Raw genomic sequence first — 26,387 nt, 5'->3', positions numbered from 1 at the left:
TCCAGATCCATTGATCCAAATCTATCCGTTTAACCGACTCAACAGGATCAACCCTGTCCTCCGCTGCACAGCGTTGCAGGACAATGCACTGAGGGAATGCTGAGGGAAGAACCATCACAGGCGTGACTCCTTTCAGCGCCCCAACCAGTTTTACGTCTGCCGGGATCGCTCCAATCAATTGAGACTTGATTGCCACTCATCATTGAGCCTCCATTGATCGCCAGGTTGTCTTCGCTGGGGACGAAGAATAGCCTTCGCATCACTTTGCATTTTGTGCCCGATCGCGCGGTTAAGTCTTGCGTGCTCATGGTGCATTCAAATTCTTGAATTCCAGTTGCATTTCGCAACGACGATTAAGGTCATTCACAAATCGTTGACCTCTCAAGTCTGGTGCTGAAAACCGTCGTAGCCGTCATGCAGGGTGGCTGCCTTTCTTTGACCTATCAGCGTTGGACAGAACTCCTATGGCTCTTCAGATGTCCCCGGCCGGGATCGACCAAAACAGCGCGATCGCTCCGGAAGTTTCCACCCTCCGTTGGCGCACTGCTGCCAGCACCAAAGCCATTCCCCTCAGCGGCAACAACAACATTGATGCTTTGCTGACGGTGCGTATTAATAATCCGACAATCACCCAATCGTGGAATGTGCCCCCTGGCGGGGTGATCACCTACAGTTTTCCCAATGCCAACACAGTCAATAATTTGACATCGGTTGCCCAGGGAGCCATCACCAACCCGGCAGAAATTCCCGAGCCGGTGAAACAGGCCGTGCGGCAAGTGTTGCAAAACTACTCCCAAGCGATTCCGGTTCAGTTTCAAGAAGTGCCGGACGAAGTGGGCGGAACACTGCGCGTTACCTTGGGCAAGAGTCCGCAATTGCCCGATGCCTTGGCCTGTGCCTATGTTCCAGGAAGCGCCTATGGGGGACAGGTGTTTTTGTCGGCCAATGGAATGTTTGACCCCAACTTTTTTACGAAGGGGCCCGGCAGCGCTGGCTATGGCACTTTAATTCATGAATTGGGCCATGCCATGGGGCTGAAACATCCTCGGGAATATGGCAGCGAAGCGGGGGATGTGCCCGGTAAAGCGCCTTCTAATGTGGCGGTTTTGGCTCCAGAATTGGATCATCGCCACAACACGGTGATGTCCTACAACGGGCGGGATTTTAGCAGTTTCCAGAATTCCCGCACCCTGATGAACTACGACATTCAGTCCCTGCAATATCTCTACGGGGCTAATACCAGTTGGCGATCGGGCGATGATTTGTATACCTGGAATGCCACTTCGTTTTTAGGGGTGGAAGCCATTTGGGATGGGGGCGGAACTGACACCTTGGAAATGGGGTCGTTGCCAGCCTCCGATCGCTACTATTTCGATTTGAAACCCGGCGGTTTGTTAACCACCCAAACGGGGCGCAAGGGTCGCTTTTTTGATATTTATCCCAGCTACCAACCCCTCTATCCCATGTTCGATCGGGGCAAGTCGATCGCCTTTGGGGTCACCCTGGAAAATCTCAATGGCACTGATGGAGCCGACGAGGTACTTGGCAACGATGCCGACAACGTGATTTTGGGGCGTGGGGGCAACGACAGCCTCAGCGGCGGCCTCGGTCAAGACACCCTCTGGGGCGGGTTGGACGATGATTGGCTGAGCGGCGAGGCGGGCAATGACCAACTCCAGGGCAACGCGGGCCTCGATACCCTCATTGGCGGTTTGGGCAACGACCAGCTCAACGGCGGCCGCGATGCCGACTGGCTCCAAGGGGACGCGGGCGATGATGTGCTGTTTGGTGAATTTGGGGATGACCTGTTGTTGGGGGGCGACGGAGCTGATCGATTCGTGTTGGGCACGGGCATGGGCCAAGACACAATTCAGGACTTTCAGTCGGGCATTGATGGCATTTATCTGGTCAATGGGTTGACCCCCAGCGCGATCGCCCTACGACCCCAGGGAACGAACACGTTGGTGCAAGTGGCCAGCAGCAATGAGACTTTGGCGATCGTCACCGGCGCACTCTCGATCGCTGACTTTCACCTAGCCTGAGCGCTCTAGGGGAATGTCTGAGCAGTCGCTTGCGGCACTGGCCAAGCACCATCCGATCCCGACCCGGGGCCCATGCCACAGTTCCTCTGGCTGCCCGTGGTAAAATGGGAGGCTGAAATCTCGATTTCACGGCAATTTCGCCCAACCGAGGCCGTTCTAAATGAGGCTTGCCGTCGATCTGTCCTTTGGGGCTTTTGTGCCACCACGATGCGAACGATTTGCTAGCCCTTGATGTGTACTAGCCCTTGATGTGTACTAGCCCTTGATGTGTATTTGATCCCGAACGAAAGCCGGGCCGATCGCCCGTTTGGTCTTTCGTTTGGGGTCGTGCCGTTTTTAGGCACTTGTTTTTAGGCCATAAATTTTCAGGCACTTTCTGCACCAGAGACCTATGAGTACTGCCGAAGACCGGATTGTCGCGACCGACCTACGCCAGGAAATGTCGCGATCGTACCTGGAATACGCCATGAGCGTGATCGTGGGGCGGGCGCTGCCGGATGCCCGCGACGGTCTGAAGCCGGTACACCGCCGGATTCTGTATGCCATGCATGAGTTGGGTTTGGCGGCCGATCGCCCCTTCCGGAAATGCGCCCGGGTGGTGGGGGAAGTGCTGGGGAAATATCACCCCCACGGCGACACGGCGGTCTATGACGCGCTGGTGCGGATGGCCCAAGATTTTTCGATGCGCCACCCGTTGATTAACGGTCACGGCAACTTCGGTTCGATCGACAACGACCCGCCCGCCGCCATGCGGTACACGGAATGTCGGCTGCAAGCCCTGACCAGTGAGTCGCTGCTGCAAGACATTGAAGCGGAAACCGTTGATTTCATCGACAACTTCGATGGTTCCCAGCAAGAACCGACGGTGATGCCCGCGCGGCTGCCACAACTGTTGCTGAATGGTTCTTCCGGGATCGCGGTCGGTATGGCCACCAACATTCCGCCCCACAACTTGGGTGAGCTGGTGGATGGTCTTTGTGCCCTGATCCAGAATCCCGAAATTACCAATCAGGAACTGATCCGTTGGATTCCGGGGCCGGACTTCCCCACGGGGGCGCAGATTTTTGGGACGTCGGGGATTCGGGAAGCGTATCTCACCGGTCGTGGCTCGATCACCATGCGCGGTGTGGCTAGTGTGGAGACGATCGAACGGCGCGGTGCACCCGATCGCGAGGCGATCATCGTCACGGAACTGCCCTACCAAACCAACAAGGCGGCGCTGATTGAGCGGATCGCCGAGTTGGTGAACGACAAGAAATTAGAAGGCATTTCCGACATTCGCGACGAGAGCGATCGCGACGGGATGCGGATCGTGATTGAGCTGAAGCGCGATGCCCGGGCGCAGGTGGTGCTGAATAACCTCTACAAGCACACGCCGATTCAAGCGAACTTTGGCGCGAATATGTTGGCGCTGGTGAACGGCGAGCCGCGCACCCTGACCCTGAAGGACTTTTTGCAGGTCTTTTTGGACTTCCGGGTGGAGGCGATCGAACGGCGCACCCGCTACGAACTGCGGAAAGCCGAAGAGCGCGATCACATCCTGCAAGGCTACTTGATCGCCCTCCGCAACATGGATACGATCATCGCCCTGATTCGCCACGCGGCGGACACCCCCACCGCCAAGCAGGGGCTAATGAGCGATTACAGCCTTTCGGAAGCCCAAGCGGACGCGATTTTGCAGATGCAACTGCGCCGTCTGACGGCCTTGGAAGCGGACAAGATCGAGCAAGAACACCAGGAATTGCAAGCCAAAATCACGGATTTGCAAGACATCCTGGCCCGGCGCGATCGGGTGTTGACGATCATTGAAGAGGAAGTGAGCCACCTGAAGGCTCGGTTTGCCACGCCGCGCCGCACCACCATTTCCCGCGACAGCGCCCAACTGGAAGAAATTGACCTGATCGCCAACGATCGCGCCACGATCGTGATTACGGAGCAGGGCTACATCAAACGAATGCCCGTCAGTACCTTCGAGACCCAAAACCGCGCCACCCGGGGCAAAACCGGCGCGAAAATGAAGGATGACGACGAGGTACAGCATTTCCTGACTTGCTGCGATCGCGATCGAGTCCTGTTCTTCAGCGATCGGGGCGTGGTCTATGCCCTCAGCGCCTACCAAATTCCCGCCAGTTCCCGCGCGGCCCGAGGCACGGCGATCGTCCAACTGCTGCCAATTCCCCACGACGAAAAAATCACCTCGGTGATCGCCGTTTCGGAATTCTCGGAAGATCTGTACCTGGTGATGTTGACCCAACAGGGCTACATCAAAAAAACCGTGCTCTCGGCCTTTGGCAACATTCGCGCCAACGGTCTGATCGCCATTTCCCTGGAAGAGGGCGACCAACTGCGCTGGGTGCGCCTGACCCGCGAGGAAGACAGTATTTTGATCGGCTCCCGATCGGGTATGGCGATTCACTTCCGAGCCGATCGCGATCAACTGCGGCCCCTGGGGCGGACGGCGCGGGGCGTGCGAGCCATGAGCCTTCGCAGTGGTGATGAGCTGGTGGCGCTTGATATTTTGCCCGCCGCGATCGCCTCGCGGGTCGGTCAGGCCGGCGATGATGCGGCCGACGACAACGAGCCGATCGAGGAAACCAGCGACGACAGCACCGAAACCAGCAGCCCCGGCCCCTGGGTGTTAGTAATCACCGCTCGGGGTTACGGCAAGCGCGTTCCCGTGGAGCAATTCAAGCTCTATAACCGGGCCACCAAGGGCAAAATTGCCACCAAGTTCAAATCCGCCAAGGGTATTGACGATTCTTTGGCGGGGCTGTTGGTGGTGAATGACTCCGACGAAATCACGATCGCCACGAAGCGTGCCACGATCGTCCGGCAGTCCGTGAACGCAATTCCGGTGCAATCGCGCGGGGCAACGGGCGTGATGGTGCAGCGGATTGTGGATGACACGATCGCCGCCGTGGCCCTCGTGCCGCCGGAAGACACCAGCGGCGACAGCCTCGATAGCAACACCGACTCTGAGGATCAAGTTGCTCAACCGGACGAAAATTCCTAGGCAATTGCTGCTGGGCAAATGCGCCTAGGGCAACCTAGGCCAAACTTGATCCCCAATCGATCCCATCGATCCCAGAAATCCCATCAACAAATTCCATCAACAAAATGGGGGTATGGCCGAAAACCACACCCCCATTTCGCTTTGCCAAACCTTGGCTTAACGGCTAAACGCTGACCGTACAAGTTTGAACCGGCGCTCCGGTTGACCAAATTGATTAATTTGATTCAAGTTGATCAGAGCCGACATCAACCGGCGCATTAGGCTGGGCGATCGCCCGGGCCCAAACCTAGTCGAGATAGCCCATCAGATTGGAATCTTCGCCCAAATCATTGGAAGCCATTGGCCGGTTGCTGGGCAGCCAATCACTGGTCGTAATGTCCAGCGTGTTAGCCGTCACCGGGCGATGGCCCGACAGAGTGATGGTTTCCACCACTTCCAAGTTGCTGGCCGACACCGGGCGCGCACCGTAGGCGGCCACCGTGCCCACCACCTTCAGCTCGCTCGTTTCCACGGGGCGATGCTTCGGTAGATTGCTTTGAACCAAAGACAGGTGGCTGACTTCAACGGGGCGATTGTTGGGCAGGTCGCTTTCGATGAACTTAACAGTATCTTCGCCGACGGGACGGTTGCCATAGGTGGGGGCGAGGGGGCGCTTGCGGACAACCGCAGGCAGGGCCCGTTGCTCGCGATCGTCGCGATCGTCGAGGCGCACTTCATCGCGATCGTCGCGGGCGCGGTTGTTGGTGTCGGTGACGTTGCGGTTGCTCATGAAAACGTACCTCAGATGCCGATACTAGTGCCGTTGGAAGGGGCTGATAGGAGCCGAAGCCCAGTTTGATAACCAGTTTTATAAATTGAACTGTCAAACCCAGGTCATCCTATCAAATGCGCGTGGATCGCGGTGGCTTCGATCGACAGGGGCGATCGAGCAAGGGAGACAGGGCTGGCGAACGGACGGCGCGAACTGGCCCAATACGGGAATGCCGCGCTGCCAATTCGAGCGCGTTCGGGCGGGTAGATTGCGTTGTCTCTACAGTTATATTTTAGCGGAGCTATAAAAAGATTATTAAAAAAATCATTGCTCTTATAAGTAGCTTTAAAGCAAAGCACTGCCCTCTCCCTGCAAAACCATGGCCATTCATGGGATTCAGCAGCTACCGTACGATTCAGCATCCCCTCAAATCTCCCCACCGACTCCAGACACTAGCGCCGGATCCCCTGTTGGCGAAGGACAAACCATGACCACCTTTGAACTGCAAGCACCGTTTGAACCCACGGGTGACCAACCGAAGGCGATCGCCCGTTTGGTGGAAGCCGCGCGATCGGGTCAGCGATACCAAACCCTGTTGGGAGCCACCGGCACCGGCAAAACCTTCACCATCGCCAGCACCATTGCCCAGCTCGATCGCCCGGCCCTAGTTTTGGCCCACAACAAAACCCTCGCGGCCCAGTTGTGTAACGAATTGCGGGAATTTTTCCCAAATAATGCCGTTGAATATTTCATTTCCTACTACGACTATTACCAACCGGAAGCCTATATTCCCGTCACCGATACTTACATTCAAAAAACGGCTTCCATTAACGAAGAAATTGATATGTTGCGGCACTCGGCCACTCGATCGCTCTTTGAACGACGGGACGTGATTGTGGTTGCTTCCATTAGCTGCATTTACGGGTTGGGAATTCCCACGGAATATTTAAATGCGGCGATTCCCTTTCGGGTGGGTCATGAATTAAATTTGCGGCAAACCTTGCGAGATCTGGCCTCTGTGCAGTACGAGCGCAATGATGTGGAAATTGGCCGAGGAAAATTCCGCGTCAAGGGCGATGTGCTGGAAATTGGCCCCGCCTATGAAGATCGAATTATTCGGATTGAGTTCTTTGGCGATGAAGTGGAAGCGATTCGCTATGTGGATCCCTTAACTGGGGAAATTTTGCAGAGCCTAGAGGCGGTGAATCTTTACCCCGCTCGCCACTTTGTGACCCCGGAAGATCGCCTGGAGGAGGCAATTCAAGCCATCGCTCGGGAATTGGCTGCACAGAAAATCGCCTTAGAAGCGGAAGGAAAACTCCTGGAAGCCCAACGCATTGACCAACGCACTCGATACGATTTGGAAATGCTGGCGCAGGTGGGCTACTGCAACGGCGTAGAAAACTATTCGCGTCATTTGGCTGGACGACAAGCGGGCGAACCTCCGGAATGTTTAATTGATTATTTTCCGGAAGATTGGTTGCTGATTGTTGATGAGTCCCATGTGACCGTTCCCCAATTAAGGGGGATGTATAACGGTGACCAGGCTCGCAAAAAGGTGCTGATTGATCATGGATTCCGCTTGCCCAGTGCCGCCGACAATCGCCCGCTCAAGGCCGAAGAATTTTGGAACAAGGTGAATCAATGCATCTTTGTTTCTGCCACGCCGGGAGATTGGGAGCTAGAAATTTCCCAAGGGCAAATTGTGGAGCAAGTCATTCGGCCAACGGGCGTGATTGATCCGGAGATTTTTGTGCGTCCCACGGAAGGACAGGTGGATGATTTGTTGGCGGAAATTGTCCAGCGGGTCGATCGCCAAGAACGCACCCTGATCACCACCTTAACCAAGCGAATGGCGGAGGATTTGGCGGATTATTTCCAAGAGCGCAAGGTGCGGGTGCAATATCTCCATTCGGAAATTCAGTCGATCGAACGCATTGAAATTTTGCAAGCTTTGCGAGCGGGCAAGTTTGATGTGTTGATCGGGGTGAATTTGTTGCGGGAAGGATTGGACTTGCCGGAAGTTTCCCTAGTCGCCATTTTGGATGCGGACAAGGAAGGGTTTTTGCGGGCCGAGCGATCGCTGATTCAAACCATTGGACGGGCGGCGCGTCATGTGCGAGGTCAAGCGATTCTTTATGCCGATCGGCTGACCGACAGTATGGACAAGGCGATTTCCGAAACGGAGCGGCGACGCAAAATCCAAATTGCCTACAACCAAAAACACGGCATTACGCCCCAACCGATCATCAAGAAATCCGGTAATTCAATTCTGGAATTCTTGGATTTGTCCCGGCGGCTCAGTGCCAAAGATTTGGAGCAAGCCTACGAACATGCGGCAGATTTGTCCTTGGATGATGTGCCGATGTTGATTGAAAAGTTGGAGGCCCAAATGAAGGAGGCGGCCAAAAACTTGGAGTTTGAAGAGGCCGCCAAATATCGCGATCGAATCAAGCATTTGCGCGATCGACTGTTGGGACAACGGCATTAAGCGGGCGGCTTAATGGGCTGATCCATACCAAATTGATTCCAGGCGATCGATCGCCCGTTGCAGTTCCGCCAAGCTATCCGCCAACACGGTCACATGGCCAAGCTTGCGGCCCAGGGTGGCGCTGGTTTTGCCATACCAATGCACTCGGCTGCGGGGAACCGCGGCCAAGCGATCGCGCTGCTCCTGATAGTCACTGGTGGCCACCTCAAAGCCCAACAAATTCACCATCGCCGCACAGGCACAGTGCAAATCCACCGGCCCAAGGGGCAACCCCGCCACAGCCCGCAAATGCTGCTCGAATTGAGAGGTGTGGCAGGCATCGATCGAGAAGTGGCCGGAATTGTGCGTGCGGGGAGCCACTTCATTCACCGACACCTGACCCTCGGCGGTCACAAACAGCTCAATCCCAAAAATCCCGATCGCCCCAATTTGCGACAACAGGCGATGGGCGATTTCCTGGCAGTGGGTGGCCACAGTTGGCGGAATGGGGGCCGGCGCAATTACCCGCTGACAAACCTGGTTCACCTGCTGGGTTTCCACGATCGGGTAAATGGCCACCTCACCCGTTGCCGATCGGGCCGCCACCGCCGCCAATTCTCGCTCAAAGGGCACAAAGGCTTCCAAAATCAGCGGCTGCCATTGCCACTGATCCCCAACCGCCAGCAATGCCGCCCGATCGGCCACCACCCTTGTACCTTGGCCGTCATAGCCATGGCGACGGGTTTTTAGCACGGCCGGAAAGGTTAGGGGCTGACCGTTTTCCCACCGATCGATCTGCATCGCCTGCGCCCGATCGGTAATGGCCGCAAAGGCCGGAACCGGCAAGCCAATTTGCTGCAAAAAACAGCGCTGATCATACTTATCCAGCAAGGGTTCCAAGCTTTTGAGGCTGGGGCGAAAACAGGCTCCCGATCGGGCCAATTCCCCCAACGCCGCCAAATCCACAAACTCATTTTCAAAGGTGACCAAATCCACCCGATCGAGCAATTGGCGCGTCACGGCAGCATCCCCAACCGCCCCTTGCACCACTGCCGCCGATCCCACCCGCGCCACCGCCGGGTCATCCAATTTCGGAGTTTGCACCACCAACGCCAAGCCCAATTTCGGGGCCGCTTCCGCCATCATCCAAGCCAATTGGCCACCGCCAATCACACCAATTGTTCGCACCGGCCGCTGGATGGGTTCCGCCGCCGCTGCAACCTCTACGAGGGTCATTTTTCTTACTCCCAAAGGAACATATCTCGATCGACGCTTCAGCAATCCGTTGATTAACCTTCAAGGACAGCCGAGCGATTCTTTGGTGTCGATGCCCGTGCGAGGATTCGTCCCCCGGGCAATCGCGCAGAGCTGTTTGACCTGTGCCCCATCCAAAATGGCCAGCTCAAAATCAGCCCCCTGAATGTTCACATCCTGAAAACTGGATCCCAACAAAATGGCCTCAACCAAAATGGCATCGCTCAGATCAGTGCCAATGAACTTCACGGAATCCATGAATGCATTGGTCAAATCGGCTCCATGCAAATTCGTGTCTTTGAGGAAGGATCCACTAAAGGATGCACCGGGCATTTCCGTATTTTCAAAGGTCACATCCGTTAGGTTGGCGTTGGAAAATTCCGCCGATTGCAACCGTTGATTGGAAAAATCTTGCCCAGACAATTCCGCATTGCTGTAGGACACTGGCGGCGCATATTCCTTGAATTGGGCCCAGGCCGCTGACGGGGCGATCGCTAAACCTATCACCCACGTCCCAATCAACAACACCACCGCCCACAGGCCCAGACCCCGCCCGCCCAATTGCCTCCGACCGTCCGGTTGGATCGTCGCTGGGGAACCTGAGGCAGTGCCGATTTTGGCACGCAGCCCAACGGGAACCAACCGGGCGATCGACTGGCCGATCGAAAATTTCTTCTGAACAATCATGGCTTCCAGGCCCTGCCTATGGCGGGATTCTCCCTATCAGATTAGCGGTCTTTGCGACCAATCCCAACGCTCGCCAACTCCAGCCAAGCCACTAGGATGGAAGCACAAACGGCCGGCCCCGATCACCCCGCCAGTGCTGCCATGGCCTCGCTCAGGGTCGCCCCGGAGACCGCAGAGGAGTTAGAACTCACATCATGCAACGCTTCATCATCACTTGGATCATTTCGGCCCTGGCCCTGGCCCTGACGGCGCAACTCGTCCCCGGCATTCATTTGGCAGGCTGGACCACCGCCGCGATCGCCGCTCTGATTTTTGGGCTAATTAACGCCACCGTGCGCCCCATTTTGTTCTTGTTCACCTTGCCGCTGAACATTCTGTCCTTGGGCCTCTTTTCCTTGGTGATTAATGCCTTTTGCCTAATGCTGGTGGCCTATTTCAGCCCCACTGGTTTTGCGATCGAGGGCTTCATTCCCGCTCTGATTGGTTCGATCGTCCTCGCGATCGCCTCCAGCGGCCTGCACAGCCTCTTTGGCATCTTGGGTCTGGAACCTGAATCCTAAAGCGGGCATCAATTAGGTTGGATCCTTAGGTTGGGTCCTTCAGATTGCGTTTTCCAGACATACCCTGAAGGCCCAACAGCCAAAGAGCCGGTTATCTTAGAACTTCAGCGGATCGATTTTTGTCGATTCCTGATCAATCCCACCATTAATCCCGATGGATCAAGCCGTTGGGTGACTCATCGGGATTAATTGCTATTTTGAAGATCCGCCGGGCGATCGCCCTTTTTCGGTGAACGGGCGCATCGCTTCAGCCCAGCATTTTCGGCATCTTTTCGGGAAATTCTCGGCGTTTACTCGAGATTTTCTTGGAGCTGGCTCAGGGTTTTCTCGGGGTTTTTTCGGCGTTTCATTCGTTTTTCGAGATGTTGCTTGAACTCAGGGGGCGGCTTGGCCCTGCTGAGTTTTCCCCGTATCTTGCGGCAATTTTCCGATCCTGCCTTCCTCAACCCACCGTTGTAATGAGCCAATGTCGTTTTGTTCTGGGCTATCGGCGGCAATTTGGATTGTTGATGAACATCCGGAGCCACTCCGGGAACTGTGCCAAACCCTGACCCACCGGGGATATCAGGTGCGGTTTCAGACCGGACACTTGGCATTGTCCAGCATCTTACACAACGGTTCGCAACATCCCCAGTTCCAACCCTTGGATCTGTTGGTGATTGGGCCCGGCCTTTGGCCCAACCTGACCACGGGAATTTGGGGTCCCGCGCTCCAACGATTGGGAAATCTGGGCTGTCCTTGGGTGGCGATCGGGCAAGTCAGCCAACCAGAGCAGCGAATTGCGCTCTTTCGGCTGGGCGGTGCGGACTATTTGGAATGTCCCCTCCACTTGCATGAGGCGATCGTTCGGCTAGAGCGGCAATTAATCCTTCAGCGGCAACGGGCAGAACTGCAAACGCAAATCCAACAGCTTCAGCGGGATATGCGGGACTACCATCGCGTTGAGATGGAGATGCAGCTTTTGCTGGCCCTGACCCAGGCCATTACGGAAGCCACGGAGATTGAAGGGGCGTTTCATGCGGTCTTGGACTGTGTTTATCACACGATCGGGTGGGACTATGGCGAAATTTGGATGCCCGACCCCAACCGCAACCACCTGGCGATGACGCGATCGCACTACGCCATCTCAGACCTGGCCCTCAGTGAATTTGATGACGCGAGCCAATCCTTCGTCTTTGAGCGCGATCACGGCGTGGTGGGTCGTGTGTGGCAAACGGGCCGCCCCCTCTGGATTGAGGATGCCACCAAAATTCAAGATGCCTTTTTTGTGCGACAAGAACTCGTGCTGCGGGCGGGGCTGCGCACCAACTTGAGCGTGCCGATCATTGCCAATGGACAAATTTTGGCGGTGCTCTGTTTGTTTCACCGCGTAGCCATGCCCTGCGATGGTCGCCTAATTAAGCTCATGGGAGCCGTGGCGGCCCAAATGGGGGTTTTGCTTCAGCGCAAAAAAGCGGAATTGGAATTACGACGGGCCAACCTGCAACTGGAAGTGCTGGCCAAACTGGATGGGCTGACGCAAATCCCCAACCGCCGCTGCTTTGATCACTACCTGTTGCGCGAGTGGCAACGCCTAGCCCAAAATCGCTGCCTGATTGGCGTAGGGCTATGCGACGTGGATCACTTCAAGCAATATAACGATGCCTATGGGCACCAAGCGGGGGATGAATGTTTGGTGCAGGTGGCCCGAGCCTTGAGCCACGCGGTCTCAGAATCAGCCAACCTGGTGGCCCGCTATGGGGGCGAGGAGTTTGCGATCGTTTTTTCGGACACCAACTTGGAGCAGGTCAAGGCGATCGCCCACACAATCCAGCAGGCGATCGCCCAGTTAGCGCTGGCCCATGCCCAATCCTCCGTCAGCGAGCACATCACCCTGAGCATGGGTTTTGCGATCGCCTCACCCCATTTGCCCGACAGCTCCCCAGATGAGCTATTGCGCTGGGCTGATCAAGCGCTCTATCAAGCAAAATATGCCGGTCGCAATCAGTTTCGGGTTGCGGCCCTGTCCCGGGCCGTCTGCGAAGGTTGCGAGGAAGTGGGCAACGAAATTGATCCAGGCATCGGCCAACAATCAATAATTTATAGTTAGTTGAAATTGAGGTGAAGGTGCATAGGCAGGATTGGGATGATCAATATTACTGACATGGATATCCCTCCACCCTAAGCCAGCAAACGACAGGAGCCGAAAAAAGTTATCCTTCGTCATCCAGTCTCCCTTGATATCATTACCAAACGGGCCGGCAGAATGGAACGGAAAGGAATATATTTCCGAGCCATGATCGGTTTCAATAGGGTGATCTTTATATTTAGTAGATACTGTAACGCCATCCACGAGTTTGAAGGCTTTGTACCCTCCCAAAGCCACAAATGTGCAAAAAACATCAATGCTATGAGATTCAGCAGAGATGTAAGGAGGATAGATTCTGTGCAAAAAAAGCTCTCTCAAGATGATGTTATCGTAATGTTCAATATCAATCTTGACATAGTAAGGAGTTCCGTAACATTCAAGAATATCAATGACGTTTTTCGCTGGCAAATAGACTTCTTCAAAGTGATCAATGATAGAGGGAGCTGGTTGAGGAAATTGACTTAAAACATGATTAGACTTGTGAATATAGAAAGGAAGCGGCTTTGCAGAATGACCAACATTTAAAATACAGTTTTCTACAACGAGTCTTCCTTCAGCAATTTCTTTTTGAAAACGATCTTTGATTTGATCGCAGAGTAGAGGATTCGCTTCAATAGCCACCACAAGATCAGCCTTTAGGAGATAGTAAGGTAAGTCATCTCCGTTGTTTGATCCAAAGTCGTAGAGCACTTTTTTCATGAAGCCAACATCCTGAAAATCAGCCACGATTATTCAACAAATGCCATAGATCCACAAGATCCCTATGCCATCCGTTGCATCAATATATTAGAAATGGGCAAAGCTGAACTGGCTCGGAAATGAAGCCACTGGGCAGCACCGCACCCATCAATTAGACCACGATCACTCCAGAAGTTGATCGCGCCCACAGGCAACCGCTTGAAGTCAGTAGCAAAAAGCCGAAGCGTAGTAGCATAGCTGCCTTAATTCACTGGGTTAAATGACATGGCTGTTACTGTCACCTGATCGTTAAGCAGCAAGGGGCTTAAGCCCCTTGTTACCACGACTGGCTCCGCAACTTTGACCCAATACTTTAAGGATGTCGCGCTAGTAGTCCCACAGAAGAATCAGACCTTGGCCATAACCATTGCTTTAGCCTTAGGCCGAACACCCAACTAATCGCGCAGCACACGGGCCAACATTAGCCCGTGCAGTTGGGCCCGATCGCACAACTGAGCCACCTGGGCCGGGGCGATCGGGTTGGGTTGTTCGTAGGCCGTTAGCCAAGCAGCGGCGATCGCTTCGGGATTCGTCGGCAAGGAGGCAAGGGGCACTGGCGGTGTTGCGCCAACTTGCTTGCTCACTTCAATGCCATCGATCGACTCGTCGCAGAGAGTCCACCCCGGCGCACCCACCGACTCCAGCAACACCCGCACCTTGGGGTCATAGCTGAGACCCCAACAGCGCGACCCCTCCGCCGCCGCCATGATCAGGGCATGGAGCCGCATCCCGATCGTCAGGTTCATTTGCTGAAATAGGCCCTTCAGTTGTCGGGGATCGCTGTAGCTAACAATGCGCGATCGATTGGGCCCGAGATGTTGGGCCAGGCGCTGGGCAATTGCGCCATCGGCGATCGGCTGGAAGGGCACAAACACAATCAGAGCACCGGTTTGGCTTTGGAAGCGATCGAGCGCCACGGCTAATTTTTCCAGGCGATCGGGCGTGAGGCTGGGGTGCGATCGCAAGGCCACCGCCACCTTGGGGCCCGGCGCAACCTCCGGAACCGGCACGCTGGCCAAGGCCCAAACCGGATCCGGGGCCAACTCAAACCCCTTGACTTGCCAGGTTTTGAGCAACTGGGCCGACTCCTGATCGCGCACCGTCACCCCATCGCAAGCCCGAAAGGTCGATCGCGCAATGCCCTTCACCCACCCGCGCCGCAACGGGCCAATTCCCTGGGCCCAAGCCACCCGCCGCAGTCCCCACTGACGCGCCGCCCCCATCAACCCTGCGTAATAGAGCGGACTAGCCCAACTGGTGGCATCTTGCATCAGACTGCCACCACCCCAAACCAAGGCCTGACTCGATCGCAACGCACCCCACAGGGCCGATCGATCCATTCGATCCACCGCCATCACCCCATAGCGATCATGGGTTTCCACCGGGTTCCCCGACAGCACCAGCGGCTCGACCCCGATCGGCAGCAATTGCAACAGCGTCGCCAACAAGGCCTCATCGCCCCCATTCCCTTGACCGTAATAGCCACACAACACAACTCGCTGCACAGACCCCATCCCTTCGATCGCGTCGAGCTTAAAATACCGAGATTTCAGTCCCCAGCGTCAAGACAAAACCACAGGTTTTCTATCTCCAGGCTCCACATCCGGCAAAAGCTATTTAAATTTAATGAAACCTAGTCGATTTTCCCTCTCGTCAACTTGCAAGAATAATGCAATAAAAATTCCGAGTCATTTCAAGAATAATTTCCCTTAAAAGCTTAAAATTACTCTAGGAAGATCTTTGCAATTTAGAGCAGTGATCTTAGCCAGAGCAATGATTTGAGTTCATGATTTGAGTTATTGATTGATTTTCATAATTCATCTCAATAGTTTCATCCACTCCATATCAGCAATTTATTTCAATAAGCCTCCTTAAAGTCTATCCATCATCATTAAGCGAATTGTTCTGGGATCATCCCAACCCTCGCTTCTTCAGAAGAGGTTACATTTTTTACACCGCTTCTTCAAATCTTTAACTATTGAGCGTAACATTGCCAAATTCCTTATTTCTCAAGGGTTTATAGGTTTTTACCTCAGCTTCATTAAGGACAGCCACAATTCATTTAATCTTCAACGTCAAACCAAGAAATTACCTGTTTAATGAAGTTAAGTTGATGCAAAGGTTACCCAGCCAGTAACCAGGGTGCAACCCCAATAAATCGACACTGTTTCATCAACTGCTTCTTAGGAGTAAGACCCCATGAAACCTCAACAACTTTTAGCCAGCCTCGCAACTGCCACCCTCTGCACCCTGGGTGTTGGTTTGCAAGCAGCCAACGCAGGCACAGTTTACAACGGCTGGAATTACGGCATTGATTCCTTCAAAGACGGCGTGAGCGGCTCTTTGGGTGGAATGTTTGAAATGTATGGCTTCGGGATTAAGCAAGACGGCGAAACCATCTACGTTGGTATCGATGCCCGATTGCCCATTACCGGCCAGCTTGATAACGGCGCACTCAACAAGTCCATCACCTGGGGCGACATGTTCTTTAACTTCAGTGGCAACCCGCTGCTGAATGCCCAAGGAAATCTGTTCGGCGTTCGCTTTGCCAGCACCAACGATTCAGCCGTGAAGCCCTTGGGTCTCTACAGCCAAGTTAGCGGCAAGAACGTTGCCAGCCAAAACCGTGGGTTTGCATCCTATGCGGATCAGTCGAAATACGTGACCGGTGCCAAGGGCATCGCTGGCATGGGCGAACTGACCGACGCAGAAGCCAAGGTTTATTTCAAAGATGCGTCGCTGAACGTGATCAGCAAAGGACAGCAGGTAGTGGAATCGGTGTTTGAATCCCTCGACAGCACCACCCTGTCAGCCTTGGGCTTCAACCTGAATGGCGCGTTGAACGGTGCCAAGCCTCCGGAAAGCAATGCCAATGGCGCAAAACGGCAAACCTTTGGCTTTAAGTTCACCCGAGGTGAAGGGATGGTGGGTGACTTTGTGGCCCACGTCTTCGCAGAATGCTTGAACGATGGGATGGCTGTGCGGGGCAACTTGGCTCCGAAGCCGGAACCCACGCCGGAACCTGTTTCCCTGTTGGGCCTGGCGGCTGTGGGCGCTGCGGTGGCCACTCGTCGCTACCGTGCGGCCAAGGTTGGTTAATTTAACTGACTGGTCGAAAGGGCCAATCTAATAGGCTGATATTGGCAACCTTGGCTTAGTTTGAGCCTGAGCCATGCCCGACAAAATCCAGCAATCCATCAACTCGGGGCGATCGAGCAGCAGTTTCCCAAGAGCCAGCTCATCGCCCCAGTTGTTTTGAGCTAAGGACTTTGCATTCTTGAAAAATCATTAAAATTCCGATCCCATGGGAGATTGGAAAAATATCGGATAACTAAATTAATTTTTCATCGAAGCTTCATTAAGTAAAAGTCGAATTTACAGAATCTTTAAAATTCTTTCCGGAAGTTATGACTTTAATAAGCTTAGCGAACACATCCGACGTTAAACATCCGGCAAGCAAAAAGCGGCCTCAACACTCAGTTGAGCAGGATGATTAGCCGTACTTCATTCCACTACAACGTCTTTTGGGAGCGTTAGAGACCATGAAAATTCAGCAGATTTTTGCCGGCGTTGCAACTGCAACCCTCTGCACCTTCGGAGTGGGACTACAAGCAGCCCATGCCGGCACGGTCTACAACGGCTGGAATTATGGGATTGACTCCTTCAAAGATGGCGTGAGCGACGGTAATGTCGGCGGTATGTTTGAAATGTATGGTCTGGGGATCAAGCAAGATGGCGAGACCATCTATGTGGGAATTGATGCTCGCCTGCCGCTGGCGGGGAAGTCAACCGGGGGAGTCACCAACGGTTCGATCGCCTGGGGAGACCTGTTCTTTAACTTCACCGGTAGCCCGCTGCTGAATGCTCAGGGCAGCCTGTTCGGTGTACGCTTTGCCAGCAACAATGATGCATCGGTGAAGCCTTTGGGTCTGTACAGTGGCGTTTCGGGCAAAAACGTTGGTCTGAGCAACCAAGGGTTTGGTTCCTACGCCGAGCAGTCGAAGCATGTGAGCGATCGCGGTGGTTTGCCCGGTGCGGGTGAGCTGACCGATGCGGAAGCCAAGACCTACTTCAAAGATGCTTCTTTGGGTGTGATTACCCAAGGGCAACAGGTGGTGGGGTCAGTATTTGAGGCTCTTGATGGCGCGGCTTTGTCGGCTTTGGGCTTCAACCTGAATGGCGCGCTGGGTGGTGCAACGCCGCCCCAAAGCGATGCGGGTGGCGCAACTCGCCAGACATTCGGCTTTAAGTTCACCCGGGGCGAAGGGATGGTGGGTGACTTTGTGGCCCACGTTTTCGCAGAATGCCTGAATGACGGGATGGCTGTGCGCGGCAACTTGGCTCCGAAGAAGGAAGCATCCACGCCGGAACCGATTTCCCTGTTGGGCTTGGCGGCTGTGGGCGCTGCGGTGGCCAGCCGTCGGCAACGGGCTACGGTGAAAGTCGGCTAAAGGTTGTCTGTTGACTAAAGAACGGTTCATCGGTTTGTTGATGGCGAATCCATAGCCAATCCATCGCTAAATCTTGCCTGCTGACGGGGCTGAGTCGCGCGTTGGAGCTTTAGATTCAGGAGCTTTGGATTAGTTGATTCGGTTAACTTAACCAACTCAGAACGGAGGGTTTCCCTGGAGGAATCCTCCGTTTTTGATTGGGCCGAGAGGGTTCGATCGGGGCGGATTCTGGGGCGATCGAGGCAGAGAGTCGCAGAAACTGGGGAATGGCGAGCCAAAAAATTGCCGAAAAGTATCGGTAAAGTCTTTCAAAATAGAGCGATTCCACAAAAATCGACAGGTATCAACTGGATGAATTCGGCGGCTTCAGTGATCGCAACGGTGAATTCTGGCTTGGCGAAATTAACGGCCCGGCCGTTGGCTCCCTGGCACTGGCGATCGCTCCCGCTGGCCGATCGCTCGGGGGCGGCGGTGTTTGCGGCCCTGTTTGCGGAAGAGCTGGCTCAGGGGGAAATTGCCGTTTTGTTGGAAAGTCCCCCTGCGCCGGAGCAGTGGTGTGCGGCGGCCCAGGAGTTGGCTCGCTATTCGATTTGTGCGGGTCGTCCCCGATCGGGACGGGTTTGGACTCCAGCAGTGGGGGACATTTTGCCCATGTTGGGCGATCGACTGGCGGAAGGCGGGGCGGCGGAGCGGTTGAATGCTGCTCAGGATGAACCGGGGCCAGCATTGCCGTTTCGGGGAGGTTGGCTGGGGTGGCTGGGCTATGACCTGGCTTGGGAGGTGGAGCAGTTACCCCAATTGCGATCAGATGAGTTGCCGTTTCCCGTGGCCTTTTGGTATGAGCCAGATTGCTTTGCGGTGTTGGATCACGGGGGCGATCGGCTGTGGCTGGCGGCAACGGTGGCGGCGGATCTCGATCGGCTCGTGGCCCAGCTAGACAAAGCTGCCACAGCGCCCCCACTGGCGGAATCGTCGGGGGCGATCGAACCAACCAGCACCCTCATTCCTCAATTCACCAGCGACCAAGCCGCCTATACCGCCGCCGTTCGCCAAGCCCAAGAGCACATCCGCGCGGGGGACATTTTCCAGGCTAATTTGTCCCTGCGGTTTTCGGTTCCTTGCCCCGCCAGCGGTTGGACGCTTTATCAGGCCCTGCGCCAAATTAATCCCTCTCCCTTCGCCAGCTATTGGCAAACCCCTTGGGGCGAGGTGGTGAGCTGTTCGCCGGAACGGTTGGTGCAATTGCGCGATCGCCAGGCCAGCACTCGCCCGATCGCGGGAACCCGCCCCCGAGGGATCGATCGCCCCGCCGATTTGGCCAACGAGGTGGAATTGCTGAATCACCCCAAGGAGCGGGCTGAACATGCCATGCTAGTAGATTTGGAGCGCAATGATCTGGGGCGGGTTTGCGATTGGGGCAGTGTGCAGGTGGATGAGTTCTTGACCGTGGAGCGCTACAGCCACGTGATGCACTTGGTGAGCAACGTGGTGGGACAACTTGCGCCCGATCGCACGGCGATTGACCTGATTCGGGCCACCTTCCCCGGCGGCACGATCACCGGTTGTCCGAAGGTGCGCTGCATGGAGATCATTGAAGCCCTGGAGCCGGTGCGCCGCAGTCTGTTCTATGGCTCCTGTGGTTACCTGGACGCAGGCGGTAATTTGGATTTGAATATTCTGATTCGGACACTGTTGATTCCCCGCGCGGCGCGATCGGGGGATTCGCAATTGGGCGATCGACTGGTTTGGGGCCAGGTGGGCGCGGGGATTGTGGCCGACTCCGACCCCGATCGGGAGTGGTGGGAATCGCTCTCGAAGGCCCATGCCCAATTGGCAGCGCTGCGACGGGTGTTGGGGTTGGATGGGGCTGGCCGGGCCGAGCCGTTGCCGTTCCCTGATCCCAATCAGCCCAATTACTCAAATTAATGCAGGCTAAATCATGCAGGCTCACTGGGTTTAGTTCCAAATCCCGTTCAGCCAATCCCGTTCAGCCAATCCCGTTCAGCCAATCCCGTTGGGCGAATTTAGCAGGCCCCAACAGGGCGGAGTTTTAGACCCAAATTCTTCCGTGATAGACTGAGGCAAGCGCTGCCTAGCTATTCCCCAAGTCCCCGGCTTTGAGCCTTGGCTTTCCGCTTCGGGCTTTGGGCAACAGTGCGGCAGCCGCAAACGCTTGGGCCCCAGGCCCCACCACAGCAGCATTTCAACCTCCATTGCGTTCGGTTGCGGCTGCTGTGCGGGTGTCTAGACCCATCGCCTCCAGCCTTTGCCCACCAGCCTTTCCCGGCCAGCGGCAAGGAAAGGTCAATTGGCGCGTTGCAAGTCGGTACAGTGAACCGGCTTTTTTTATGGCCCAATGGGGATCAGCTCCCTCCGTGGGTCGTGATCAGCATTGCTTTGCACTTTGATTGCTTTGCGCTCTGTCTGACCACGCCCCATGCCCTCACTCAAGGGCAATTTCTCCAACGGTGATCTTGCCGGATTCATCTCAGAGCGTCGTTACTTAGGCACGATTCTTAGGCACGATTCTGGGGACAGATCCGCAAGCGCGATCGGCCCTGTTTCCCTTCGGGCCGGATCACTGATCACGCGGTTGGGGGCCATTGCCCGCTCTATCGTTTGGTTTCATGGCTCATCCCGCAATTCCCCGCATTTTGGAACTTGCCACCCCGATCGCCACCGATTTGGGACTGGAGATCGTGGGGGCAACCTTCCACACCAATGAAAGCCCCCCTGTTTTGCGCCTCGAACTCCGCAACCCGATCGCCGATACCAGTCTGGATGACTGCGAACGGTTGAGCCGGGCCTTGGAGCCGGTGCTCGATGAGGCGGATGCCATCCCCGGAGCCTACGTGCTGGAAGTGTCTAGCCCTGGCCTGTCGGAGTTTTTGGAGACCGATCGGGAGTTCACCTCCTTTAAGGGGTTTGAAGTCACCGTCACCACCCGCGAGCCACACAAGGGCAAATCCCTTTGGCAGGGCAGCTTGCTCGATCGCGACGCGGAAACCCTGCGCATCAACCAAAAAGGCCGAGTGATCAGCATTCCGCGCGATTTGGTGGAACGGGTGCGCCTGGCCGACGGAGCCGAGTAGCTCAGCGGCCGGCTATCCTGCGCGATCGCCCCATTGCCCATCCCCACACCCGCGATCGCGCCGAATGCTTCACCACTCCCCATTCACCTTTACGAATCTTTAGGAACCCCACACCCATGTCCATGGTTCGCCTAACCGGCCTGCAAGAAATGATCGACGGCATCAGCCGCGAACGCAACTTGCCGAAAACCGCCGTTGAAGCCGCCCTGCGTGAGGCCCTACTCAAGGGCTATGAGCGTTATCGCCGCACCCAAAGCTTGGATGTGCGCAATATCTTTGACGAAACCTACTTCGATAACTTCGACGTGGAATTGGACACGGAAGAAGAAGGCTTCCGGGTTTTGGCCACCAAGAGCATTGTGGAAGAAGTGGCCGACCCAGACCACGAAATTGCCCTCAGCGATGTGCAAGAAGTGGCCGCCGAAGCCCAACTGGGCGACACGGTGATTTTGGATGTCACCCCCGATCGGGACGACTTTGGGCGCATGGCCGCCATCCAAACCAAGCAAGTGCTGGCCCAAAAGCTGCGCGACCAGCAGCGCAAGCTGATCCAAGAGGAATTCCAAGAGCTAGAAAGCACGGTGCTCCAAGGGCGTATCCTGCGGTTCGAGCGCCAATCGGTCATTGTGGCCGTCACCAGCGGCTACAGCCAACCGGAAGTGGAAGCGGAACTGCCCAAACGGGAACAGTTACCCAACGACACTTACCGCGCCAACGGAACCATCAAGGTCTACCTCAAGAAAGTTTGCGAAGGATCCCAGCGGGGGCCGCAACTCTTGGTTTCCCGGGCCGATGCGGGGTTGGTGGTTTACCTGTTCGCCAACGAAGTGCCGGAAATTGAAGATGACATTGTGCGAATTGTGGCCGTGGCCCGGGAAGCCAACCCGCCCTCGCGCCATGTGGGCCCGCGTACCAAGATTGCCGTTGACACGGTGGAGCGCGATGTAGATCCTGTGGGGGCTTGCATCGGAGCCCGGGGATCGCGAATTCAGGTGGTTGTGAACGAACTGCGGGGCGAAAAAATCGATGTGATTCGCTGGTCTCCGGATCCGGCCACCTACATCGCCAACGCCCTCAGCCCGGCCCGGGTGGTGGAAGTGCGTCTGATGAATCCCGAGGAGCGCCAAGCCCATGTGCTGGTGGGTGATGATCAGCTCAGTTTGGCGATCGGGAAAGAGGGGCAAAATGTGCGCCTGGCCGCTCGACTCACGGGCTGGAAAATTGATATTCGCGATGTGGCTAAGTACGATCGCGACGAAGAAGATGCCAAGATGGCCAGCTATCTCGCGGAACGGGAGGCAGCCCTCGCCCTGGCAGCGGCCGAAGCGGCTGACGACTTTGCAGAGGAGGACGCTGAGTTCAGCCCTGGGGAGATTGACCCATCGGCAGCCGCAGACGATGAAACAGATGATGAGTTTGATGGCGATGATCTTGGCGATGATCTTGAGGACGATCAAAAGCAGGCTCCCCTAGCCTCGGTGGCGGATGCTGACGACGATGATCAAGAGGAAGATGATCAAGACAGCGATGATTCAGACCCTGATGATCTAGCCGAGAACGACTTCGCAGACGAGGACTTCGACGGCGACGATCCGGATAGCGAGGCGCTGGATCAGGAGGCCAATTGATCCCTTGCTGCCCAACTATCGCCGTTGTTTGATTTGTCGTCGGGTGGCCCATCGATCGGAGTTTTGGCGCATCGTGCGGATGGCCCACTCCGGTTCGGTGCAACTCGACCAAGGCATGGGGCGATCGGCCTATCTTTGCCCCTGTGCAGACTGCCTACGAGCAGCCCAGCGCAAGGATCGAATCGGGCGATCGCTCAAGGCCCCCGTCCCCGCCCCCCTCTATGACCTGCTTTGGCAACGGCTGACCGCCCCGGTTCCCAACCCGGACTCTCTGGGAAATCCAACCCCACCAGAGTGAACCGCCCCCATCGCACGTCATAATAGGAAGGGACTAGACGGCTCGATCGAAATGTTTCAAATGACGGTGGGCTATGATGTCGTGACGCAATAGGATTCGAGGAAACTGGATGAGCACAGGCCGCGTGAGAATTTACGATTTAGCGAGAGAACTACATCTGGAAAATCGCGAGATCTTGGTGATCTGCGAGCAACTAAACATTCCCTTCAAAAGCCACAGCAGCACCATCACCGAATCTGAAGCCGCTCAAATCCGCGCAGCCGCTCGTCAACAGTTTGCGAATCGTCCTGCGCCCTCCAGTCCTGGCCAATCCTCTGCACCCTCGGTGAATCCAGCCTCCTCCAACCCTCCTGATTTGTCCCCATCCGATACGCCCACAGAAGGGCGCGATTCAGCACCGGCTATGCAAAAAAAGCAGCAAATTCTCGAGATTCGTAAACCAAAGCTACGCCCTAACACCGAAGGAGCAGCCCCCGAAGCCACGCCCCCCGTCAGCCGTCCTGCACCCCCGAAACTCGTTTCGCCCAAGCGGGCCGAGCCCGCTCGCCCCGAAGCGGCTAAGTCTGAGGCAGCTAAGTCTGAGGCAGCTAAGTCTGAGGCGGTCAAGCCCGAAATCGTTGCTCCTGTGAATGTCCCCGCCCAGCCGTCCGATTCGCCCGCAGCGCCCCCCGCGGCCTCGGTTGACCTGGCCCCGGCTGAACCCAGCGCCCCCCGCCGCCCCGCCGCCTCGGCAACACCGGAACCCATTGCCGAAAAGAAAGCCGAACTGAAAACCCCGCCCCGTCCCGGCACAGCGCCGCGCCCGGTCAAAAAGCCCGAGCTGGTGGGGCCGCCATCGCGGCCGGCCAAGCCCGCCGAAAGCAAGCCTGCTGAACCCCGCGCGGGTGCGCCCAGTCGCCCATCCCGCCCCACCCGGCCCGGCGAGGCCAAAGGCCCCGCAGCCGGTGGCCCTGGCAAAGGGGCCCCGCCAACCATCGTGGAGTTGCGCCGGCCGAAACCCGTGCGCCCCACCGAAGCCACAGCCGACGGTAGCGCTGACGGCACGGCCGCAGCCCCCGCGGCCAAACTGCTGGAAAAACCCACACGTCCGGCCAGCAGCGGCGAAGATTATGAAAACAAGCTAAATCGACCGACCCTGAATCGCCCCACCAAGAAGGGCAAAGATTGGGAAGCGGAAGAGGAAGAGCGGGCCAGAATTGCCAAGGACAAGGCTGGCAAGAACAAGCGCCGTAACCAGGTGGAATTCGAAGACGAAGACGACTTCGAGGAAGATGATGAACTGATGATGGAAGGGGTGGACGGTCAGCCGGCTCCCTTCCAGGTCAGCCTATCGATCGCCCGGCCGCCGAAGCCCAAGGGTGTTACCCCGCCGAAGCCCGCTCCGCAGCCCAAACCGGTTACCAAGAAAGGGGCCTCGCGCCCGCCTCAACGGGAACGTCGGGAACAACAGGTCAAGAAGGAACGACCGGAGCTGATCACCCTCACGGAGGGTCTGACGGTGGCCGAGTTGGCCGAAAAGCTGGCCGTTCCAGAAACGGAAGTGGTGAAGCGCCTATTCTTGAAAGGGATGGCCGTCAGCATTACCCAAACCCTCGATGTTCCGACAGCCACCATGGTGGCCGAGGAGTTGGGGGTGATGGTGGAAACCGCCGAGAAGGAATCGGAAGCCCGCAAGGTGACCGAAATGCTCGATGTGGCCGACCTGGAAAGCCTCCAGCGCCGCCCGCCGGTTGTCACGATCATGGGTCACGTAGACCACGGGAAAACCACCCTGCTCGACTCGATCCGCAAAACCAAGGTGGCCCAAGGGGAAGCCGGTGGCATTACCCAGCACATTGGGGCTTACCACGTGCAGGTGGATCAAGAGGGCGGCAGCAAGAAGGTGGTCTTCTTGGATACACCGGGTCACGAAGCCTTCACGGCCATGCGTGCTCGGGGGGCACGGGTCACGGACATTGCCATTTTGGTGGTGGCGGCCGATGACGGGGTGCAGCCTCAAACGATCGAGGCTCTCAGCCATGCCCGCGCGGCGGAAGTGCCGATCGTGGTGGCCATTAACAAGATTGATAAGGAAGGCGCAAATCCCGATCGGGTGAAGCAGGAACTGGCCGAGCGCGGCCTTGTGCCGGAAGAGTGGGGCGGGGACACGATTATGGTTCCCGTGAGCGCCCTCAAGGGTCTCTACTTGGATGACCTGCTGGAGAACCTGCTGTTGGTGGCAGAAGTGGAAGACTTGATGGCTAATCCCGATCGCCTGGCGCGCGGGACGGTCATTGAAGCCCACCTCGATCGGGCCCGTGGTCCGGTGGCCACCCTGCTGGTGCAAAACGGCACCCTGCGAGTTGGCGACATCCTCCTCGCCGGCCCGGCTCTGGGCAAGGTGCGGGCGATGATTGACGATCGTGGTCATCGCGTTGATGCCGCCACTCCTTCCTTCGCCGTTGAGGTGTTGGGTCTGAGCGAGGTTCCGGCCGCTGGGGAAGAATTTGAAGTCTTCGCCAACGAAAAAGATGCCCGGGCGATCGCCTCTCAGCGCAGCGACCAACAGCGCCAAAGCCGTCTGCAACAGGCCATGGCTTCCCGTCGCGTCAGCCTCACCAGCATTTCTGGTCAGGCACAAGAGGGCGAGCTGAAGGAACTGAACCTCGTGCTCAAGGCCGATGTGCAAGGCTCCCTGGAAGCCATTCTGGGATCTTTGCAACAACTGCCCCAAAACGAAGTGCAAGTGCGCGTGTTGTTGGCTGCACCGGGCGAAATCTCCGAAACGGATATTGACTTGGCTGCCGCCAGTAGTGCCGTGGTTGTGGGCTTCAACACCACCCTCGCGCCTGGTGCTCGTCGCTCCGCCGATGAAGCGGGCATTGATGTCCGCGAATACAGCGTGATCTACAAACTGCTGGACGACATCCAAGCCGCCATGGAAGGGATGCTCGATCCGGAAGAGGTGGAAGAACCGCTGGGTCAAGCGGAAGTTCGGGGTGTGTTCCCGGTGGGTCGCGGCACGGTGGCCGGTTGCTATGTGCAGTCGGGCAAGCTGATTCGCGATTGTCTGCTGCGGGTGCGCCGAGGCAAGGAACTGGTGTTCCAAGGCCGCATGGATTCGCTGAAGCGGTTCAAGGAAGACACCAAGGAAGTGAACAGCGGCTACGAGTGCGGTGTGAACTCCTCGGGCTTCAACGACTGGCAAATGGGCGACATCATCGAGGCTTACCGCCTGGTGGCCAAGCGTCGCACCCTGTCCCTCTAGGACATTTTCGGAAGGTTAATCAGCGAAT

The 26,387-nt window shown here is 56.4% G+C and carries 17 protein-coding genes; 12 read left to right on the top strand and 5 right to left on the bottom strand.

The genetic code is table 11. The annotated features are described in order from the left end of the window. Positions 1-464 precede the first annotated feature (464 nt). On the top strand, positions 465-2,042 hold the full coding sequence (locus ACZA91_RS12060; protein WP_463182438.1) for a M10 family metallopeptidase: 1,578 nt from the start codon (positions 465-467) through the stop codon (positions 2,040-2,042). 391 nt (positions 2,043-2,433) lie between these two features. Then, positions 2,434-5,055, top strand: coding sequence for a DNA topoisomerase (ATP-hydrolyzing) subunit A (gene gyrA, locus ACZA91_RS12055; RefSeq protein WP_463182437.1), 2,622 nt, complete (start codon positions 2,434-2,436; stop codon positions 5,053-5,055). 286 nt (positions 5,056-5,341) lie between these two features. Here the strand turns inward: gyrA and ACZA91_RS12050 are convergent, their stop codons facing one another. Next, entirely contained in the window at positions 5,342-5,824 is a 483-nt protein-coding gene (locus ACZA91_RS12050) for a hypothetical protein (protein ID WP_190534639.1), read from the bottom strand. A gap of 469 nt (positions 5,825-6,293) precedes the next feature. Here ACZA91_RS12050 and uvrB point away from each other — a divergent pair, with 469 nt between their 5' ends. Next, positions 6,294-8,297, top strand: coding sequence for an excinuclease ABC subunit UvrB (gene uvrB, locus ACZA91_RS12045; protein WP_190355652.1), 2,004 nt, complete (start codon positions 6,294-6,296; stop codon positions 8,295-8,297). 9 nt (positions 8,298-8,306) lie between these two features. Here uvrB and ACZA91_RS12040 read toward each other — a convergent pair whose 3' ends face one another. Continuing rightward, on the bottom strand, positions 8,307-9,512 hold the full coding sequence (locus ACZA91_RS12040) for a 5-(carboxyamino)imidazole ribonucleotide synthase (RefSeq protein ID WP_463182436.1): 1,206 nt from the start codon (positions 9,510-9,512) through the stop codon (positions 8,307-8,309). Positions 9,513-9,572: 60 nt separating this feature from the next. Continuing rightward, positions 9,573-10,217: a pentapeptide repeat-containing protein gene (locus tag ACZA91_RS12035; protein WP_463182435.1), complete on the bottom strand. Its 645-nt coding sequence runs from the start codon at positions 10,215-10,217 to the stop codon at positions 9,573-9,575. A gap of 194 nt (positions 10,218-10,411) precedes the next feature. Here ACZA91_RS12035 and ACZA91_RS12030 point away from each other — a divergent pair, with 194 nt between their 5' ends. Next, positions 10,412-10,777, top strand: a complete 366-nt coding sequence (locus ACZA91_RS12030) for a phage holin family protein (protein WP_099532886.1) — start codon at positions 10,412-10,414, stop codon at positions 10,775-10,777. A 466-nt stretch (positions 10,778-11,243) separates the two neighbouring features. Next, on the top strand, positions 11,244-12,866 hold the full coding sequence (locus ACZA91_RS12025) for a diguanylate cyclase domain-containing protein (RefSeq protein ID WP_463182434.1): 1,623 nt from the start codon (positions 11,244-11,246) through the stop codon (positions 12,864-12,866). On the opposite strand, the gene ACZA91_RS12020 is transcribed toward ACZA91_RS12025, so the two are convergent. Then, positions 12,849-13,631, bottom strand: a complete 783-nt coding sequence (locus tag ACZA91_RS12020) for a class I SAM-dependent methyltransferase (RefSeq protein WP_463182433.1) — start codon at positions 13,629-13,631, stop codon at positions 12,849-12,851. The two genes, ACZA91_RS12025 and ACZA91_RS12020, sit on opposite strands and share 18 nt — an antisense overlap. Positions 13,632-14,038: 407 nt before the next feature. Beyond that, entirely contained in the window at positions 14,039-15,157 is a 1,119-nt protein-coding gene (gene csaB, locus ACZA91_RS12015; RefSeq protein WP_463182432.1) for a polysaccharide pyruvyl transferase CsaB, read from the bottom strand. A gap of 685 nt (positions 15,158-15,842) precedes the next feature. On the opposite strand from csaB, the gene ACZA91_RS12010 reads away from it, so the two are divergent. The 7 genes from ACZA91_RS12010 (at position 15,843) to infB (ending at position 26,359) form a co-directional block, all read left to right on the top strand. Then, a complete protein-coding gene (locus tag ACZA91_RS12010; RefSeq protein WP_463182431.1) occupies positions 15,843-16,742 on the top strand; it encodes an XDD3 family exosortase-dependent surface protein in 900 nt (299 codons plus the stop codon). Positions 16,743-17,185: 443 nt separating this feature from the next. Continuing rightward, complete coding sequence (locus ACZA91_RS12005; RefSeq protein ID WP_463182430.1) at positions 17,186-18,094, top strand: XDD3 family exosortase-dependent surface protein; 909 nt, start codon at positions 17,186-17,188, stop codon at positions 18,092-18,094. A gap of 351 nt (positions 18,095-18,445) precedes the next feature. Continuing rightward, positions 18,446-20,020, top strand: coding sequence for an anthranilate synthase component I (locus ACZA91_RS12000; protein WP_463182429.1), 1,575 nt, complete (start codon positions 18,446-18,448; stop codon positions 20,018-20,020). A 701-nt stretch (positions 20,021-20,721) separates the two neighbouring features. Continuing rightward, positions 20,722-21,186 (top strand): ribosome maturation factor RimP, encoded by a 465-nt coding sequence (gene rimP, locus ACZA91_RS11995; RefSeq protein ID WP_099532892.1) that lies wholly within the window; start codon positions 20,722-20,724, stop codon positions 21,184-21,186. A gap of 116 nt (positions 21,187-21,302) precedes the next feature. Further along, on the top strand, positions 21,303-22,814 hold the full coding sequence (nusA, locus tag ACZA91_RS11990) for a transcription termination factor NusA (protein ID WP_463182428.1): 1,512 nt from the start codon (positions 21,303-21,305) through the stop codon (positions 22,812-22,814). Between the two features lie 4 nt (positions 22,815-22,818). Further along, complete coding sequence (locus tag ACZA91_RS11985) at positions 22,819-23,112, top strand: YlxR family protein (protein WP_463182427.1); 294 nt, start codon at positions 22,819-22,821, stop codon at positions 23,110-23,112. 109 nt (positions 23,113-23,221) lie between these two features. Further along, entirely contained in the window at positions 23,222-26,359 is a 3,138-nt protein-coding gene (gene infB / locus ACZA91_RS11980) for a translation initiation factor IF-2 (RefSeq protein WP_463182426.1), read from the top strand. The last annotated feature ends 28 nt before the right edge of the window (positions 26,360-26,387 follow it).

Source organism: Limnothrix sp. CMB-01, assembly GCF_055193175.1.
Note: the sequence above shows the minus strand (reverse complement) of the source record. Positions and strands in the feature narration are given on the sequence as shown.

What these genes read in the sequence shown, in the direction of transcription:
- ACZA91_RS12060 (WP_463182438.1), top strand. Translation starts at nt 465, where the DNA reads ATGGCTCTTCAGATGTCCCCGGCCGGGATCGACCAAAACAGCGCGATC.
- gyrA (WP_463182437.1), top strand. Translation starts at nt 2,434, where the DNA reads ATGAGTACTGCCGAAGACCGGATTGTCGCGACCGACCTACGCCAGGAA.
- ACZA91_RS12050 (WP_190534639.1), bottom strand. Translation starts at nt 5,824, where the DNA reads ATGAGCAACCGCAACGTCACCGACACCAACAACCGCGCCCGCGACGAT.
- uvrB (WP_190355652.1), top strand. Translation starts at nt 6,294, where the DNA reads ATGACCACCTTTGAACTGCAAGCACCGTTTGAACCCACGGGTGACCAA.
- ACZA91_RS12040 (WP_463182436.1), bottom strand. Translation starts at nt 9,512, where the DNA reads ATGACCCTCGTAGAGGTTGCAGCGGCGGCGGAACCCATCCAGCGGCCG.
- ACZA91_RS12035 (WP_463182435.1), bottom strand. Translation starts at nt 10,217, where the DNA reads ATGATTGTTCAGAAGAAATTTTCGATCGGCCAGTCGATCGCCCGGTTG.
- ACZA91_RS12030 (WP_099532886.1), top strand. Translation starts at nt 10,412, where the DNA reads ATGCAACGCTTCATCATCACTTGGATCATTTCGGCCCTGGCCCTGGCC.
- ACZA91_RS12025 (WP_463182434.1), top strand. Translation starts at nt 11,244, where the DNA reads ATGTCGTTTTGTTCTGGGCTATCGGCGGCAATTTGGATTGTTGATGAA.
- csaB (WP_463182432.1), bottom strand. Translation starts at nt 15,157, where the DNA reads ATGGGGTCTGTGCAGCGAGTTGTGTTGTGTGGCTATTACGGTCAAGGG.
- ACZA91_RS12010 (WP_463182431.1), top strand. Translation starts at nt 15,843, where the DNA reads ATGAAACCTCAACAACTTTTAGCCAGCCTCGCAACTGCCACCCTCTGC.
- ACZA91_RS12005 (WP_463182430.1), top strand. Translation starts at nt 17,186, where the DNA reads ATGAAAATTCAGCAGATTTTTGCCGGCGTTGCAACTGCAACCCTCTGC.
- ACZA91_RS12000 (WP_463182429.1), top strand. Translation starts at nt 18,446, where the DNA reads ATGAATTCGGCGGCTTCAGTGATCGCAACGGTGAATTCTGGCTTGGCG.
- rimP (WP_099532892.1), top strand. Translation starts at nt 20,722, where the DNA reads ATGGCTCATCCCGCAATTCCCCGCATTTTGGAACTTGCCACCCCGATC.
- nusA (WP_463182428.1), top strand. Translation starts at nt 21,303, where the DNA reads ATGTCCATGGTTCGCCTAACCGGCCTGCAAGAAATGATCGACGGCATC.
- infB (WP_463182426.1), top strand. Translation starts at nt 23,222, where the DNA reads ATGAGCACAGGCCGCGTGAGAATTTACGATTTAGCGAGAGAACTACAT.